The organism is Nonomuraea sp. NPDC051941, assembly GCF_044593615.1.
On record NZ_JBIUCF010000011.1, the window covers coordinates 129,976 to 145,466 of the forward strand.

General features: G+C 67.8%; 14 protein-coding genes. 6 read left to right on the forward strand and 8 right to left on the reverse strand.

Translation table 11 applies throughout. The annotated features are described in order from the left end of the window. Positions 1-2: 2 nt before the first annotated feature. The 4 genes from smpB to prfB form a co-directional block, all read right to left on the reverse strand. Positions 3-470, reverse strand: coding sequence for an SsrA-binding protein SmpB (smpB, locus tag ACIHFD_RS20275; RefSeq protein ID WP_350728456.1), 468 nt, complete (start codon positions 468-470; stop codon positions 3-5). 22 nt (positions 471-492) lie between these two features. Continuing rightward, on the reverse strand, positions 493-1,401 hold the full coding sequence (ftsX, locus tag ACIHFD_RS20280) for a permease-like cell division protein FtsX (protein WP_355190861.1): 909 nt from the start codon (positions 1,399-1,401) through the stop codon (positions 493-495). A 20-nt stretch (positions 1,402-1,421) separates the two neighbouring features. Beyond that, positions 1,422-2,111, reverse strand: a complete 690-nt coding sequence (gene ftsE / locus ACIHFD_RS20285) for a cell division ATP-binding protein FtsE (protein WP_020541427.1) — start codon at positions 2,109-2,111, stop codon at positions 1,422-1,424. A gap of 391 nt (positions 2,112-2,502) precedes the next feature. Further along, positions 2,503-3,621, reverse strand: coding sequence for a peptide chain release factor 2 (gene prfB, locus ACIHFD_RS20290; RefSeq protein WP_350728454.1), 1,119 nt, complete (start codon positions 3,619-3,621; stop codon positions 2,503-2,505). A 121-nt stretch (positions 3,622-3,742) separates the two neighbouring features. On the opposite strand from prfB, the gene ACIHFD_RS20295 reads away from it, so the two are divergent. From ACIHFD_RS20295 to ACIHFD_RS20305, 3 genes are read left to right on the forward strand one after another with little or no spacing between them, the layout of a single operon-like run. Next, positions 3,743-4,789: a hypothetical protein gene (locus ACIHFD_RS20295; RefSeq protein WP_397368237.1), complete on the forward strand. Its 1,047-nt coding sequence runs from the start codon at positions 3,743-3,745 to the stop codon at positions 4,787-4,789. Positions 4,790-4,835: 46 nt separating this feature from the next. After that, positions 4,836-5,066: a hypothetical protein gene (locus tag ACIHFD_RS20300; protein ID WP_394499368.1), complete on the forward strand. Its 231-nt coding sequence runs from the start codon at positions 4,836-4,838 to the stop codon at positions 5,064-5,066. Then, positions 5,063-5,545: a Clp protease N-terminal domain-containing protein gene (locus ACIHFD_RS20305; RefSeq protein WP_397368238.1), complete on the forward strand. Its 483-nt coding sequence runs from the start codon at positions 5,063-5,065 to the stop codon at positions 5,543-5,545. The genes ACIHFD_RS20300 and ACIHFD_RS20305 overlap by 4 nt, the downstream gene beginning before the upstream one ends. Positions 5,546-5,736: 191 nt before the next feature. On the opposite strand, the gene ACIHFD_RS20310 is transcribed toward ACIHFD_RS20305, so the two are convergent. The 4 genes from ACIHFD_RS20310 to ACIHFD_RS20325 form a co-directional block, all read right to left on the reverse strand. Next, positions 5,737-10,611 (reverse strand): NAD-glutamate dehydrogenase, encoded by a 4,875-nt coding sequence (locus ACIHFD_RS20310; RefSeq protein WP_397368239.1) that lies wholly within the window; start codon positions 10,609-10,611, stop codon positions 5,737-5,739. A gap of 38 nt (positions 10,612-10,649) precedes the next feature. Beyond that, positions 10,650-11,453: a tryptophan 2,3-dioxygenase family protein gene (locus tag ACIHFD_RS20315; RefSeq protein WP_350728449.1), complete on the reverse strand. Its 804-nt coding sequence runs from the start codon at positions 11,451-11,453 to the stop codon at positions 10,650-10,652. A 99-nt stretch (positions 11,454-11,552) separates the two neighbouring features. Further along, positions 11,553-11,750: a zf-HC2 domain-containing protein gene (locus tag ACIHFD_RS20320; RefSeq protein ID WP_397222318.1), complete on the reverse strand. Its 198-nt coding sequence runs from the start codon at positions 11,748-11,750 to the stop codon at positions 11,553-11,555. After that, positions 11,750-12,496 carry a sigma-70 family RNA polymerase sigma factor gene (locus ACIHFD_RS20325; RefSeq protein ID WP_397368240.1) on the reverse strand — a complete coding sequence of 249 codons (747 nt, stop codon included), beginning with the start codon at positions 12,494-12,496 and terminating at the stop codon, positions 11,750-11,752. Before ACIHFD_RS20325 ends, ACIHFD_RS20320 begins: the two co-directional genes overlap by 1 nt. Between ACIHFD_RS20325 and ACIHFD_RS20330 the strand changes: the two genes are divergently transcribed. The 3 genes from ACIHFD_RS20330 (at position 12,477) to ACIHFD_RS20340 (ending at position 15,478) form a co-directional block, all read left to right on the forward strand. Then, a complete protein-coding gene (locus tag ACIHFD_RS20330) occupies positions 12,477-13,061 on the forward strand; it encodes a DUF4142 domain-containing protein (RefSeq protein WP_364243891.1) in 585 nt (194 codons plus the stop codon). The genes ACIHFD_RS20325 and ACIHFD_RS20330 overlap by 20 nt on opposite strands. Then, entirely contained in the window at positions 13,058-14,545 is a 1,488-nt protein-coding gene (locus tag ACIHFD_RS20335; RefSeq protein WP_397368241.1) for a DUF1996 domain-containing protein, read from the forward strand. The genes ACIHFD_RS20330 and ACIHFD_RS20335 overlap by 4 nt, the downstream gene beginning before the upstream one ends. A 144-nt stretch (positions 14,546-14,689) precedes the next feature. Continuing rightward, positions 14,690-15,478 carry a hypothetical protein gene (locus ACIHFD_RS20340; protein ID WP_355190844.1) on the forward strand — a complete coding sequence of 263 codons (789 nt, stop codon included), beginning with the start codon at positions 14,690-14,692 and terminating at the stop codon, positions 15,476-15,478. Positions 15,479-15,491 lie beyond the last annotated feature (13 nt).

A 15,491-nucleotide genomic window follows, 5' to 3' on the forward strand; every position in this document is an offset into this window, starting at 1 on the left:
TCTCATCGGTTGCGGTGCCGCAGGGCCCGGGCCATCTCCCGCTTCGCCTGCTGCTCGGCCAGCGACTGCCGCTTGTCCCAGTCTTTCTTGCCCCGGGCGAGCGCGATCTCGACCTTGGCCCTGCCGTCCTTGAAGTAGAGCGTCAGCGGCACGATCGTGAGCCCGCCCTCCTTCGTCTTGGCGGCGAGCTTGTCGATCTCCTTGCGGTGCAGCAGCAGCTTGCGCTTGCGGCGGGCGGCGTGGTTGGTCCACGTCCCCTGGGAGTATTCGGGGATGTGGACGTTGAGCAGCCACGCTTCGTCGCCGTCGATGCTGGCGTAGCCGTCGACGAGCGAGGCGCGGCCCTCACGCAGCGACTTCACCTCGGTGCCCTGGAGCACGAGACCCGCCTCGAACGTGTCCTCGAGGAGGTAGTCGTGCCTGGCACGCTTGTTCTGGGCGATGACCTTACGCCCGGTCTCACGTGGCATGCTTCGACTTTACCGGCGATCCCTAGACCCTCAGGTAGCGTCGGAGCGTCACGAACGATGCCAGCACACAGATGACCACACCGATGACCATGGTGATGGTGATGGTCTGGGCCACATCGTTCCAGCCCAGCTGCGCGGTGGCGTCGCCCAGGTAGCGCCCGAGCTCCTCGAAGAGGAAGACCTTCGTGACGATCAGGATGACCGCCGCGAACACCCCGCCGATCAGGCCGGCGATGACGCCTTCCATGACGAACGGGAGCTGGATGTAGAGATTGGACGCGCCGACCAGGCGCATGATGCCCGTTTCTCTACGCCGGTTGAACGCCGAGAGCCGTACCGTGTTGCCGATCAGCAGCGCCGCCGCCAGCACCAGGATGATGGCCACCGCGAGCGCGTAGAACGCGAGCTTGTCGAGCATCTCGAAGAACGGACCGACCAACTGGGCCTGGTCCAGCACCTGCGACACGCCCGGCTGCCCCTGAAGGGCCTGCACGACGGCCTTGTAGTTGTTGGGGTCTGCCACCTTGATACGGAACGACTGCGGCATGTCCTCGACCTTGGCGGTGCTCACCAGGGCCTTGTTGGTCGCGTACAGCTTCTGGAAGTTCTGGTACGCCGCCGACTGGTCCTCGAAGAACACCTCCTTGACCCCGGGGGTGCCCTTGATCAGGGTGTTGAGGGCCTCCTTCTGGGCGTTGGAGACCTCCTTGCCCTTGCAGGACTCCATGGCCGAGCCCTTGGTGCACAAGAAGACCGAGACCTCGACCTTGTCGTCCCAGTAGCCCTTCATCATGCCGACCTGGGCGTTGATCATCAAGCCGACGCCCAGCATCGCCATGCCGACCGCCACGGTGATCACCACCGCGATCGTCATGGTCAGGTTGCGACGGAGGCCGATCCAGACCTCGGAGAAGATGAAATTCGCCCGCATGTTCTGTCTGCAGCTCCCTGTCAGTACGCCTGGCCGTACACGCCACGCGACTGGTCACGGACGATCTTGCCGTCCTCCAGCTCCACCACGCGCTTGCGCATGGAGTCGACGATGGCCGCGTCGTGCGTGGCCATGACGACCGTGGTGCCAGTCCTGTTGATGCGGTCGAGCACCTTCATGATGCCGATGCTCGTCGCGGGGTCGATGTTGCCCGTGGGCTCGTCGGCCAGCAGGATCATCGGCCGGTTGACGAACGCGCGGGCCATGGCGACGCGCTGCTGCTCGCCGCCGGACAGCTCGTCGGGCATGCGGTGGGCCTTGCCTTCCAGGCCGACCAGCTCGATGACCTCGGGCACCACCTTGCGGATGAACCGCCGGGGCTTTCCGATGACCTCGAGAGCGAACGCCACGTTTTCGTAGACGTTCTTGTTCGGGAGCAGCCTGAAGTCCTGGAACACGCAGCCGATACGGCGGCGCAGGTGCGGCACCTTGAAGTTGGAGAGGCGGGCCAGGTCCTTGCCGGCGACATGGATCGCACCGGAGTTGGGCCGCTCCTCCTTGAGGACCAGACGCAGGAACGTGGACTTGCCTGATCCCGAGGGACCGACGAGGAACACGAACTCGCCCTTGTCCACGTCTACGGACACGTGGTCGAGGGCGGGCCGGTTCTGGTTCGCGTAGACCTTGGTGACATTATCGAAATGGATCACGAGAGCATCACGGCATGCCAGTCTAGGGGTCAGGACGGAAGCGAGGGTGGCACATGCCCACTTCCCGCCACCGGCCGATCGGGTTACGCGGTCTTTACTGTTGATCGACGTTCCGATTGGCCAGACGACAGTCTAGGGGGAAGACTGGCATGGAAAGTCCATAACGGAAACAAAACGATTGTGCGGCTAGACTTGGGGCTGTCATGAGTTGTGAACACCTCGTATGCGCGCAGTGCGCCCACCCTGTGATCGAGGGACGCTGCCCCACCTGCCGAGCCAGCAGGGAGCGGATGCACCAGCACGGCTTCGCCGGGCTGTCACCCGCTCTGATCGCCCTGCTACTGGTCGTCCTGCTCTTCGTGAGCCTGGTGCTCAAGCACCTGAGCGGGCTCTAGTCGGCGGTCCCCGACTCCTGGCGGCGCATCCAGCGGATCTCGGACTCGATGAACTCATCGAGGTCGCCGTCGAGCACGGCCGACGGGTTGCCCGCCTCGGTCGCCGTGCGTAGATCCTTCACGATCTGGTACGGGTGCAGCACGTAGTTGCGGATCTGCGTGCCCCAGGACGTCGTGGTGGCGCCGCGCAGCTCCGACATCTTCTCCGCCTCCTCCTGCCGCTTACGCTCCAGCAGCTTGGCCTGCAGGACGTTCATGGCGGTGGCGCGGTTCTGGAGCTGCGAGCGCTCGTTCTGGCAGGAGACGACGATGCCGCTCGGGAGGTGCGTGATGCGCACCGCCGAGTCGGTCGTGTTGACCCCCTGGCCGCCCGGGCCGCTCGACCGGTAGACGTCGACGCGGATCTCGTCCTCGATGATGTCGATGTGGTCGGTCTGCTCGACGACCGGCACGACGTCGACCCCGGCGAACGAGGTCTGCCTGCGGCCCTGGTTGTCGAACGGGCTGATGCGGACCAGCCGGTGGGTGCCGTGCTCGCCACGGAGCGTGCCGTACGCGTAGGGAGCCTTGATCGTGAACGTGGCCGACTTGATGCCGGCCTCCTCCGCGTAGGAGGTGTCGTAGACCTCGGTCGAGTAGCCCTTGCGTTCGGCCCAGCGCAGATACATGCGCAGCAGCATCTCGGCCCAGTCGGCGGCGTCGACCCCGCCCGCCTGGGAGTTGATCGTGACGAGCGCCTCACGGGCGTCGTACTCGCCCGAGAGCAGCGTGCGCACCTCCAGAGCCCCGATGTCGGACTTGAGCGTCTCAAGCTCCTTGTCGGCCTCGGCGCGCGTGTCGTCGTCACCCTCCTCGGCCGCCAGCTCGTAGAGGACGTTGAGATCGTCGAGGCGGCGCGCGACGCCCTCGACGCGGTTGAGCTCACCCTGGAGGTGCGAGAGCTTGCTGGTGACCTTCTGCGCCTGGTCGGGGTCGTCCCACAGGTCCGGTGCGGCAACCTGCTGCTCCAGCTCCTCGATCTGCTTGCGCATCGCGTCGAGGTCGAGCACGTCCTGGATGCTGCGGAGCGTGCCCGCGAGCTCGTTGATCTCTTCTGCCGGATCGATGCCTGCCACGTCTCCCAAGCCTACTTCCCCCGGAGGGCTGCGCCCCCCATCCCGCCCACGTCGTCAAAAGGCGGCTTCTGTTCGGGCACCGGAGGGCCCGTCGCCCTGCGGTCGCGAATAACATGGCGAGGTGCGTGCATACGGTCGGCGGAAGGTGCTGGCGCTCGCCGCCGGCGTACTGGCCGCGGCGACCGCCTGCACGGGCAATGCCCCGGCCGAGCCGTCCAAGGCGGCCGCGACCTCGTCGGCGTCCGCGTCCCCCTCGCCCTCCGCCGCCATGACGGCCGTCACCCAGGCCGAGGCCACGGAGGAGTTCTTCAAGTTCACGGCCACCGACGACACGCTGCGGGCTCCGAGCGAGTTCCAGGGACGCCTGGACATGGAGCTGAAGGACGTCGTGACGGGCGGGCAGTCGCCGCTGACCGCGGCGGCGTTCCTGTCGCATGACTTCGCGCCGCCCCGCTACAGGTGGGGGACGCCGAAGCTGTTCGTGCCGAGGTTCGCGCCGACGGAGCAGGCGCCCTGGTTCAGCGCGCTGGTGACGCGCGACGGCAGCCCGACCCTGCTGACGTTCGCCAGGTCCGCCGACCGGTGGCGGCTCAGCTCCGCGGCCGAGCTCCTGCCCAGGCAGGAGGTGCCGGAGATCCAGCTCGACGCCGACGGCTACGCGACCGCGGTGGCGCCCGACGACAAGACGGTCACGATCAGCCCGCAGTTCATGGGTCCGGTGCACGCCAGCGTGGCCGAGACCGGGGCGGCCGGGCCCACGGCCGGGCTGCTCGCGCCGGGGCCGTACACGACCGAGGTGGCCGCGCAGATCGCCCATCTGCGGGATGTTCTCAAGAACAGTAAAGAGCAAGGCGGTTACAGCTACGACTCGATCTTCAGCGCCGACAACTTCCCTGTGTACTCGCTGCGGACCAAGGACGGCGGGGCGCTGATCCAGTATTCGCTGTCGCGGACGTCGACCACGACCGCCGTGACGAAGGCGGCCGAGGACGAGGGGATTTCGGTGCCCGAGCCGGCCCAATGGGCGCTCGACAAACCGAAGGTGCGCAAGACGCTGCGACTGATCGAGACGCACCAGTACGCCACCGTGGTGCCTCCCCTGAAGGCCCCCGCCGCCGCCGACGTCATCGCCCACGACGGCGCCCTGACACGCGCCTCGGGCCAGTAGCAACTTGAGTTGACTAATTCGCCTGTAGGCAACTATGGTTGCTTGCATGTCGGCCGACATTCCCGAACCCCAGGAGCCCGCTGACGCTCTGGCGGCCGTGGTTGCACTGCGGCGCCTGGCTGATCAGCTGGAGGACGCCGCCGTCGAGCAGGCGATGCGGGCCGGCTGGAGCTGGCCGCAGGTCGCCGAGGCGCTCGGAGTCACCCGTCAAGCGGTGCACAAGAAGCACGTCAAGCGGCTCATCGCCGCCGGCGTCACGCTGAGGAGACGACAGTGAGCGCGATCGACCACTACATCCAGGCCGTCATCCTGCACGGCCAGACCGAGGCGAGGCAGGACGGGTCCGCCGCGATAGAGGCGCACCACCTGCTCCTGGGCATCGCCGCCCAGGAGGACACCGCCGCCCGCGAGGTCCTGACCTCGGCGGGGCTGGACCGCCAGGCGATCCGCGACGCGCTGGACCGGGAGTTCGAGCACAGCCTGGGCACGGCCGGGGTGTCGGCCGCCTCGTTCGGCCTCCCGGCGCCGACCCCCGACCCGGACCGGCGCTTGAACCTGGGGGCCTCGGGACGGCTCTCCCTCGAACGCGGCTTCGCCTCCGCCACGGGCAAGAAGGACCTCAGGCCCGGCCACCTGGTGCTCGGGATCCTGGAGGCCGAGCTCGGCACCGTGCCCCGCGCGCTCACCCTGGCAGGGGTGGACCGGGCCGCGCTGGCGACCCGCCTCCGGCAGGTACTGGCGAACGGGAGCTGGTGACCCCCTGGAGCGCCCTGGAAGGCGCCCCACGCCACGCGGCGCTCCGGGCGCACCAGCGGGGCACGGCCGAGCCCAGGCCCGGGCCGCCGTAGACACAGCAGCCGGGCCGGACCCAGACCGCCGTGCGCACGGCGGCCGGGCCCCGGCCGCTGTAAGCACGGCGGCCGGGCCGTCGCCGCGGCGCGGCCTGGCTACGCCTCCGTGTGCGGGAGGTTGCTGGCCGCCACCAGGGTCCGGATCGCCCGCAGCGCGACCGACAGGGTGGCCAGGTCGAAGTGGTCGCTCTCCCAGATCTCCGAGAGCGTCTGCCGCGCCCTGGAGACCGCCGCCGAGTTGGCCTCCGACCACCGGGCCAGCCGCTCCTCCGGCGGCAGCCCCGGCGTGCTGTGGGCCAGCACGTCGCGGGTCAGCGAGGCGTGCGCGGCATAGAGGTCGTCGCGCAGGGCGGAGCGGGCCATCGAGTTCCAGCGGTTGTCCCGGGGCAGCGCGATGATGCGCTCCCGGAGGCGGGCCAGCTGGAGCCGGTCCGCCAGGTCGAAGTAGACCTCCGCCACCTCGGCGACCGGGCGGCCCGTCAGCGACGCCACCTCCACCAGGTCCAGCATGGAGTACGCGGGCACCATGGCGGCCGCCCGTTCGGCCAGCTCCAGTGGCACCCCCCTGGCCACGAACGAGTCGCGGCGCTCCTCGTAGGCGGCCAGGTCGGGCCCGGTCAGCAGCTTGGGGATGTGGGTCAGCAGGCCGTTGACGCCCTTCACGAAGAAGGCGACCGACCCTGCCAGGTCCAGCGGCGGGCGGCGGTTGACCAGCAGCCAGCGGGTGCCGCGCTCGGCCAGCTTGCGGGCCTCCAGCAGCATGGCGATCTGGGTGGCCGTGTCGACCTTGTTGTCCAGCGCCTCCACGGCCCGGTGGAAGCTGGGCAGGTCGAACACCTCGCGCGCCACGAGGTAGGCACGCACGATGTCGGGGGTCGAGGCCCCGGTCTCCTCCCCGAAGCGGTACATGAACGTGGTGCCCATGGAGTTGACCAGCTCGTTCACCACGCAGGTGGTGATGATCTCGCGCCGCAGCGGGTGGGCGTCCATGTAGGGGCGGAAGCGCTCGCGCAGCGCGGACGGGAAGTACGACACCAGCCACGAGGCCAGATAGGGGTCGTCGGGCAGGTCGGAGCCCAGCAGCTCGGCGTCGGCGACCAGCTTGGTGTAGGCCAGCAGGACGGAGAACTCGGGCGCGGTCAGGCCGAGCCTGGCCTGGCGACGCTCGGCCAGCGTCTTGTCCGAGGGCAGGAACTCCAGCTCCCGGTTGACCAGGCCGTCCCGTTCGAGGCGGCGCAGGTAGCGGGAGTGGATGTGGAGCATCTCGACGGACTGGGTGCGGGCCGCGGCGAGGACCACGTTCTGCGCGTAGTTGTCACGCAGCACCAGGTCGGCGACCTCGTCGGTCATCGAGGTGAAGACCTGGTTGCGCTGCTTGTCGGTCAGCTCGCCGTCGCGGACGACCTGGTCGAGCAGGATCTTGATGTTCACCTCGTGGTCGGAGGTGTCGACCCCGGCCGAGTTGTCGATGAAGTCGGTGTTGACCAGCCCGCCGTTCAGCGCGAACTCGATGCGGGCGAGCTGGGTGAACCCCAGGTTGCCGCCCTCGCCGATGACCTTGCAGCGCAGGTCCGCGGCGTTGACCCGCAACCCGTCGTTGGCCTTGTCGCCCACGTCCGCGTTGGACTCGGAGCCGGCCTTGACGTAGGTGCCGATGCCGCCGTTCCACAGCAGGTCGACGGGGGCCCGAAGGATGGCGCTGATCAGGTCGTTGGGGGCCAGGGAGGTGACCCCGGCGGGGATGCCGAGCGCCTCGCGCATCTGCGGCGTGATGTGGATGGACTTGGCCGTGCGGGGGAAGATGCCGCCGCCGGCCGAGATCAGCTTGGCGTCGTAGTCCTCCCAGGAGCTGCGCGGCAGCTCGAAGAGGCGCTGCCGCTCCGCGTACGAGGCGGCCGCGTCGGGCGAGGGGTCGACGAAGATGTGCCGGTGGTCGAAGGCGGCCACCAGCCGGATGTGGCGGGACAGCAGCATGCCGTTGCCGAACACGTCGCCGGACATGTCGCCGATGCCGGCCACCGTGAAGTCGGTGCTCTGCACGTCCAGGCCCGTGGTCCGGAAGTGGTACTTGACCGACTCCCAGGCTCCGCGGGCGGTGATGCCCATGGCCTTGTGGTCGTAGCCGATCGAGCCGCCGGAGGCGAACGCGTCGCCCAGCCAGAAGCCGTACTCCTTGGCCACGCTGTTGGCGATGTCGGAGAAGGTCGCGGTGCCCTTGTCGGCGGCGACCACGAGGTAGGTGTCGTCGCCGTCGTGCCTGACCACGTCGGGCGGCGCCACGACCTTGCCGTCCACGAGGTTGTCGGTCACGTCGAGCAGGCCGGAGATGAACGTCCGGTAGCAGGCGACGCCTTCGACGAGCATCTCCTCGCGCGTTCCGGACACAGGCGGCTGTTTAACGACAAATCCGCCTTTAGACCCAGTGGGGACGATGACGGTGTTTTTCACCATCTGCGCCTTTACCAGGCCGAGAATCTCCGTACGGAAGTCCTCCATCCGGTCCGACCACCGCAGCCCGCCCCGCGCCACTTTCCCGAAGCGCAGATGCACGCCCTCGACCCGCGGCGAATAGACGAATATTTCGTACTTTGGCCGCGGCAGCGGCAGGACGCTGATCGCCTGCGGGTCGAATTTGAGGGATATGTACGGTTTGCGGTGTCCATCGACCGTTTGGAAGTAATTCGTGCGCAATGTCGCCTGAATCATCTCCAGGTACGCCCGCAGGATCCGGTCCTCGTCCAGCGAGGCCACCTCGTCGAGCGCGCCCAGGATCTCCTCGTTGAGCGCCTCGGCGAGATCGAGCCGCACGTCCTCGCCGCGCCGCGGATCGAGCTTGGCCTCGAAGAAGCTCACCAGCAGCCGCGCCAGCCGCACGTTCCCGGCCAGCACCCGCTCCATGTAGGTCTGCGAGAACGTGCCCCCGGCCTGGCGCAGGTACTTGGCGTACACCCGGAGGATCTCGACCTGCTCCCAGGTCAGCCCGGCGCTCAGGATGAGCGAGTTGAAGTCGTCGGCCTCGATCTGCCCCTTCCAGAGGGCGCTGAGCCCGTCCTGGAACAGCCGCTTGAAATCGTCCCTGCCGACCTCCTCCGTCGGCGTGTACCGCAGGCCGAAGTCGTAGATCCAGGCGTTCTTGGTGTTGGGGTCGTTGTCGCGGTCGATCTCGTACGGCCGCTCGTCCACGACCTCCACGCCGAGCCGCTGGATCAGCGGCAGCGCCTCGGAGAGCGAGATGGGCGAGCCGACCTTGTAGATCTTGAGCCGCCGCTCCCCCTCGGCCGCGTCGTACGGCTCGTAGAGGTTGATGTCCACCTCCGCGCCGTCGCCCACGGCCACGAGGTCCTCCAGGCGGCGCAGGTCCACGACCGCCACCTTGGGCGGGAAGTCCGCCTTGTAACCCTCGGGGAACGCGGAGGCGTACCGCTTGATGAGCGCGGGCGCCTCGTCCTCGGCGGTCCTCCGCCCCAGCTCGGTGGCCAGGTCGTCCTCCCAGGAGCGGGTCAGGGCGGCCAGCCGCGCCTCCAACTCCTCGACGTCCACGCTCGGCGGCGGGAGCTGCTTGCCCCGCTCGCCCCGCACGACCACGTGCAGCCGGGCCAGCACCGACTCGCCGATCATCGCGCTGTAGTCGAGCGACTTGCCGCCCAGGGCCTTCAGCAGCACCTCCTGCATCTTCAGCCGCACCTTGGTGGTGTAGCGGTCGCGCGGCAGGTAGATCAGGCAGGAGATGTAGCGGCCGTAGTCGTCGCGGCGCAGGAAGAGCTTGACCTGCTTGCGCTCGCGCAGCCGCAGCACGCCCAGCGCGATCGGCAGGAGCTGGTCGATCGAGGTCTGGAAGAGCTCGTCGCGCGGGAACGTCTCGAGGATCTCGATCAGGTCCTTGCCGTCGTGGCTGTCGGGCGCCAGCCCGGCCCTGTCCAGCACCTCCGCCAGCTTCCGGCGGAGCACGGGGATCCTGGAGATCGACTCGTTGTACGCCACGTGCGTGAACAGGCCCAGGAAGCGCCGCTCGCCGATCACCTCGCCCTCGGGCGAGAAGATCTTGACGCCGATGTAGTCGAGGTAGGTCGCCCGGTGGACGGTGGCCCTCGAGTTGGCCTTGGTGGTGATCACGAGCTGCTTCTCACGCGCCTTGGCGCGCACCTCGGCGGGCAGCGCCGAGAAGCTTTCCGAGCCGACCTTGTCGTCGCGCAGGATGCCCAGCGCCGCGCCCGGCAGCGCCCGCAGCGTCTCGCCCTCGTCGGTGTGCTCGAGCCGGTACTCGCGGTAGCCCAGGAAGGTGAAGTGCCCGTCGGCGAGCCAGCGCAGCAGGTCGATGCTGTCCTCGACCTCCGCGGGCTCCAGCGGCGGCGGGCTCATGCCCAGGTCCTCGGCGGTCTGTACGGCCAGCGCCCGCATCTTCCTGAAGTCCTCGACCGCGTGGCGCACGTCGGTGAGCACCCGCTGCAGGTCGGCTTCGAGCGCCTTGAGCGCCTCGGGATCGGCCTGCCGATCGACCTCGATGTGCATCCACGACTCGACCAGCATCTGGCCGGTGACGTCCTCCTGGCCGCGGCCGAGCATCCGGCCCGTCATGTCGCGGCGCACCCGCATCTGGGGGTGAACCAGCAGGTGGATGCCCAGGTCGTGGCGGTCGAGCTCCATCGTGACGGAGTCGACGAGGAACGGCATGTCGTCCGTGACCACCTCGACGACCGAGTGGCCCGGGTCCCAGCCGTTCTCGTCCAGCGTGGGGGTGTAGGCGCGGACGACCGCCCGGCCCTGGGGGCGGACCTCGGCCAGCTGCCGCTGCGACATCGCGGGGCCGTACACGTCAACGGGGTTGCGGTCGAGCAGGTCCTCCGGCGCGACGTGCCGGTAGTAGAACCGGAGGAAGGACAGGGCCTCCTCGGGGCCCACATGTTCGCTGCTCGCCGCGCAACTTTCCGCGGCTCGCTGGAGCAGCTCGTCCTTGGCCTCGTCGAGGGGCATTTCGGTCTCACTCCTTTGTGAGGGTTTGCCAAAGCTGTTCATAGCCAGGCCCTTAGCTCCCACAGCAGCGGGAAGTAGTGCAAACGCGTTCTGCCGCGTAGATAGGGGGCGCCTGTCGAGCCGCCGGTGCCCGACTTGGTGCCGATTTGACGTTCGACCATCTGGACATGACGCGTCCGCCACTGCGCGGCGGTCGCGTCGTGCGTCAGCAGGTCTTCGGCCAGTTGCCACAGGTCGTCGTACGACCCGCGGTCCCTCGCCACGGCCAGCAGCGAGCCCATGATCTCGTCGTCGGAGACCGGCAGGCCACGCTGGGAGAGGGCGGTGAGGTAAGCATCCCACAGCGAGGGCTCCTCCAGCCTGCGGCGCAGCCGTGCGAGCTCCGTGTCGCTGGCGTGCCTGAAGCTGCCGAGATAGCGCTCGTCCTTCAGCCCGGACAGGAACTCCAGCTCCCGGAACTGCACCGACTGGAAGCCGCTGGCGGGCGCCAGCTTCTCCCGGAACATGAGGAAGTCCTGGGGCGTCATCGTCTCCAGGACGTCCACCTGCTCGATCAGCACCTTCTCGACCGCGTGCACCCGTCGGAACAGGTGCCTGGCCCGCCAGAGCTCGCCGGCGAACATGGCCTCGCGGGCGTTCTCCAGCTCGTGGAGCAGCAGCTTGAACCACAGCTCGTAGACCTGGTGGATGGTGATGAAGAGCAGCTCGTCGGGCGCTTCCGACTGTGGCCGTTGCTGTGCGAGAAGCGCGGGCAGGCGAAGATAGCCGCCGTACGACAGCCGGCCGCCTTCCTCGCCGAACCGCCGATGCGGGGGAACGGGCGCATCTCCGTCGATGCCCACCGAACACCTCCCCCTGACCGTCCGGTCACGCTACACCGGACGCAACGCCTCGCCGTACCGATACCACCCGAAAAGGGCACAGACGTCAACGTACAGACGTCAGCGTGACATCGACCTCGGGGGGTCGTCATCGGAGGCTGCGGGAGCGTTCTTGAGCTCGTCGAGCTCTTCCGGAAGCTCGGCAAGCTCAATCAGCTCCGCCTGGCATCTCTCACATGTATCGAGGTGGCGTTCGAAGGCCTCGTGCTCATCCTCATCGAGGACTCCGAGGACATAGGCAGCCACCTCGTCATGCATCAGCCGGCTACCCCCTTGTCCCGCAGCAGTTCGCGGAGAGCCCGGATCCCGTAATAGAGCCGGGACTTCACCGTGCCCGGAGGTATCCCCAGTATCTCCGCCGCTTCACTAATCGTACGGTCTCGGAGGTAGGTCTGCTCTATGACTTCGCGGTGTTCTTCAGAGAGGCTGCGAAGGGCGTCGGCGACGACCATCCGCGACAGAGCTCGCTCCGAGCCGTCGGGTACGGCCATCATGTCGACTTCGGGCGGCTCGACCTCTTGAGGCCGGACGCTCTTCCGTCGACGTCCATCGATAACGATGCGGCGGGCTACCGTCAGTAGCCACGCCCATATAAGGCTTGGTTCCCACTGCAGTCTTGCCGAGTTTTTCCAGGCTCGGACGAGCGTCTCCTGCACCACGTCTTCGGCCCATTGAAGGTCGTTACCTGTCGATTTGCGTACGTGGCGCAGCAGAGGGCCGCCGAACTCCTGGTAAAGCACCGCGATGCGATGCTCCGCCTCGGCATCCGCACTCTCGAACCTGCCGTCGAGGTGACCTAGCACGGGGCATATCTTTACACCTTCGTTATCTCGGCGGTAGCCACTCCGATAACTCCAGTCATTTCTAACTATCTCCGGCCATGTGCTGAACCAAGCCCGAGAGACCCGCGTACCTCCGACCATGCACAGGCTTTTGCGCGGTGGCGAGCTGTTCATGCTCGGTGGCTTCGTCGTGGCGGCCGCGGTGACGATCGTGCTGGTCATGCCGCCTTCGATCGATCCCGCCGCCACTGCGGCGACCCAGACATCATCGGGGCCCGTCACGGCCGCCGACCGTGACCTGCTCATCAAGGTGCGGCAGGCCGGTCTCTGGGAGATGCCCGCGGGCGACTATGCCCAGACCCGCGCCGAGTCCCAGCGCGTCAAGGAAGTCGGCAGGCTGATCATGCAGGACCACCAGAGGCTGGACCTGCTGACACGGCAAACCGCCAAGAAGCTCGGTGTGGCACTGCCCAGCGAGCCCAACGCCGATCAGCAGAGCTGGATGGCCCAGCTGGCTGCGGAGCGCGGACCCGCCTTCGACCAGGACTTCGCGAACCTGTTGCGTGCCGCGCACGGCAAGGTCTTCACCGTCGTGGCGGCTGTACGGGCCGGTACGCGCAACGCGGAGATCAGGAAGTTCGCCCAGGAAGGCATCAACTTCGTCATGCGCCACATGACGCTCCTGGAGTCCACCGGCCTGGTCGATCACACGCAGTTGCCCGAGCCTCCGACGCCCTCACCAGCTCCACCCGTCGCGATGGCGGTTGAAAAGAGGAGAGACGCATGACGAGATCTAGACGCATGGCCTCGGCCGTGTCCGCCTTGGCCGTGGTGGCCGGCGGATTGGTGTCCGCGGCCGTCATCGGCGTCGGCCCCGCGCGCGCCGACCACTGCGACCCGGCACAGGCCTCCCAGGAGCAGCAGCAGGGTCAGCGGAACCGGAACAACAACCAGAATCAGAACCAGGACCAGCAACAAGATCAAGATCAGCAGGGACAGGATCAGAACCAGCAGGACCAGAACCAGAACCAGGATCAGAACGGGCAGAACCAAGGCCAGAACAACAACCAGAACCAGCAGGACCAGAACAACAACCAGCAGAACGGCCAGCAGCAGGACCAGAACGGCGACCAGCAGCAGAACGCCGACCAGCAGGGCCAGGGCGGCGGGCGCGCCGTGCTCGACCCGGCTCAGAACCCCGATGCCCAGGACCCCGACGCCCAGAACCCCGACCCGGAGCAGACCGCCGAGACGTTCGGCCGCCGCAACCGGCCGACCAGGAACCCCGGCCAGGGCAACAACGGTAATAACGGGAACAATGGCAACAACGGGAACAACGGCAACGGAAGCGCCTCCCCCAGCCCGTCCCCCACGGCGTCCGAGGAGCACAACGAGAACGAGTGCGCCGACCTGGGCCCGTTCGTCGAGGACTTCGTCGACATCCGCCAGGTAGCGCCGCGTCAGCTTGACGCCCGCATCGGCAGGGGCGGCTCGCGCGGCACCTTCGTCTCCGCGTGCGGGACGAACCGCAACGGCCACAACAACCCGGACAACTTCATCGTCGCCCCCGGCGTGAGCAACGGAGCCCACCACCTCCACGACTACGTGGGCAACCTGTCAACGGACGGCTTCTCCACGGACGAGAGCCTGGCCGCCGCGGGGACCACGTGCCGGCTGGGCGATAAATCCACCTACTTCTGGCCGGTCCTCAGAGACCGCAAGGTGGACGCGAACACTCAGGATCCGGACGGCAACGTCGGCCAGGTGCTGCGTGCACGCTCCGTGACGCTCCAGTTCCGCGGTAACGCCAGCTCCCAGGTCGTCGCGATGCCGAGGTTCCTCAGGCTGATCACCGGTGACGCCAAGGCCGCCACCAACGGCGCCGGCAACGCCAGGGCCGCCTGGAGCTGCACGGGATTCCAAAACCGCATAAGTCCCGACAAATATCCGCTTTGCCCGCGCGGCAGCCAAGTCGTTCGTATTCTGGACTTCCCTAGCTGCTGGGACGGCCAGAACACTGATAGCGCCAATCACCGAACGCACGTGGTCTTCCCTGGACAGGGTGGCGCCTGCCCGCAAGGAACTAAGGCGGTGCCGGCTTTGCGCATGACCCTCACGTACACCGTGCCGCAAGGCCCGTCATTCGCCGTGGACGCCTTCCCTGAACAGAAGCACAACCCCATCACCGACCACGCCGACTTCGCGAACGTGATGCCCGACCGGCTGATGCAGTTCGTCGTCTCTTGCATCAACCGGGGCCGCCGATGCTGATCTGAAAGCCCTCACGGGCTACCCAGCCTTCCGAGTCGCACCCTCACCCGACCTTGGAGGGAACCTTAGATGCTCCACAGACGACACCCCCGGCACACTCCCACCAAGTTAGACACCCGCAGTGTCCGACTGGGAGCCAGCGCCATGGTCATGGCAGTCGTGCTGTCGGCGTTCGCGCTGACCAGGACAGACCGTGGCATAGCAATCCTCGGCCGGGTGGTCGGCTTCCTCGAGTTCTACGTGGGCGTGATGGCCCTGGTGACCTTCACCGCGACCGTCGCGCTCGGCATCATCACCACCGAGCGGGTCTTCCTGTCTCCGGTCAACCGGGTCAGGTCGCAGCTCGCCCACAAGGCCTTCGGCCTTCTCGGGATGATCTTCCTGATCACGCACATCTCCCTCATGATCAGCCTGGGTCACGTGCCGCCGGGCGCGGCGGTCGTCCCGATCGCCGGAATCAACAAGGGTCTCGGCATCCTGGCCTTCGACATGATGATCGTGGCCGTGGCCACGGGACTGCTCAGGAGGCGCTGGGCGGCGAAGGCCAGGCCATGGATGTGGCGGGTGATGCACTCGGTCGCGTACCTGGGCTGGCCCGTCGCCATCATGCACGGCCTGACGGCCGGCCGGCCGCCGGCCGGCTGGGTGGCCTGGTCCTACGTGGCCAGCATCGCGGCGGTCGGCGGAGCGCTGGTCATCCGCGTGCTGGCCGCGGCCTTCCGGCCGCCGGTCACGCTCGAGAAGATCCAGGGGCCGGCGGTGACCAACCCCGCCGCCATGGGCGTACCCGCCGAGCAGCCGCAGAAGGTCGCGGCGGGGAACGCCGCCGCCGCGGCAGCCGCGGCAGCGGCCGCGGGCCCGGGCCCGGCCCAGAGAAGGAACGCACCGGTAAGCCTCGCCGACGCGCGGCGCAGGTATCGGGAGGCCGGATGAGACCGCCTCAGGA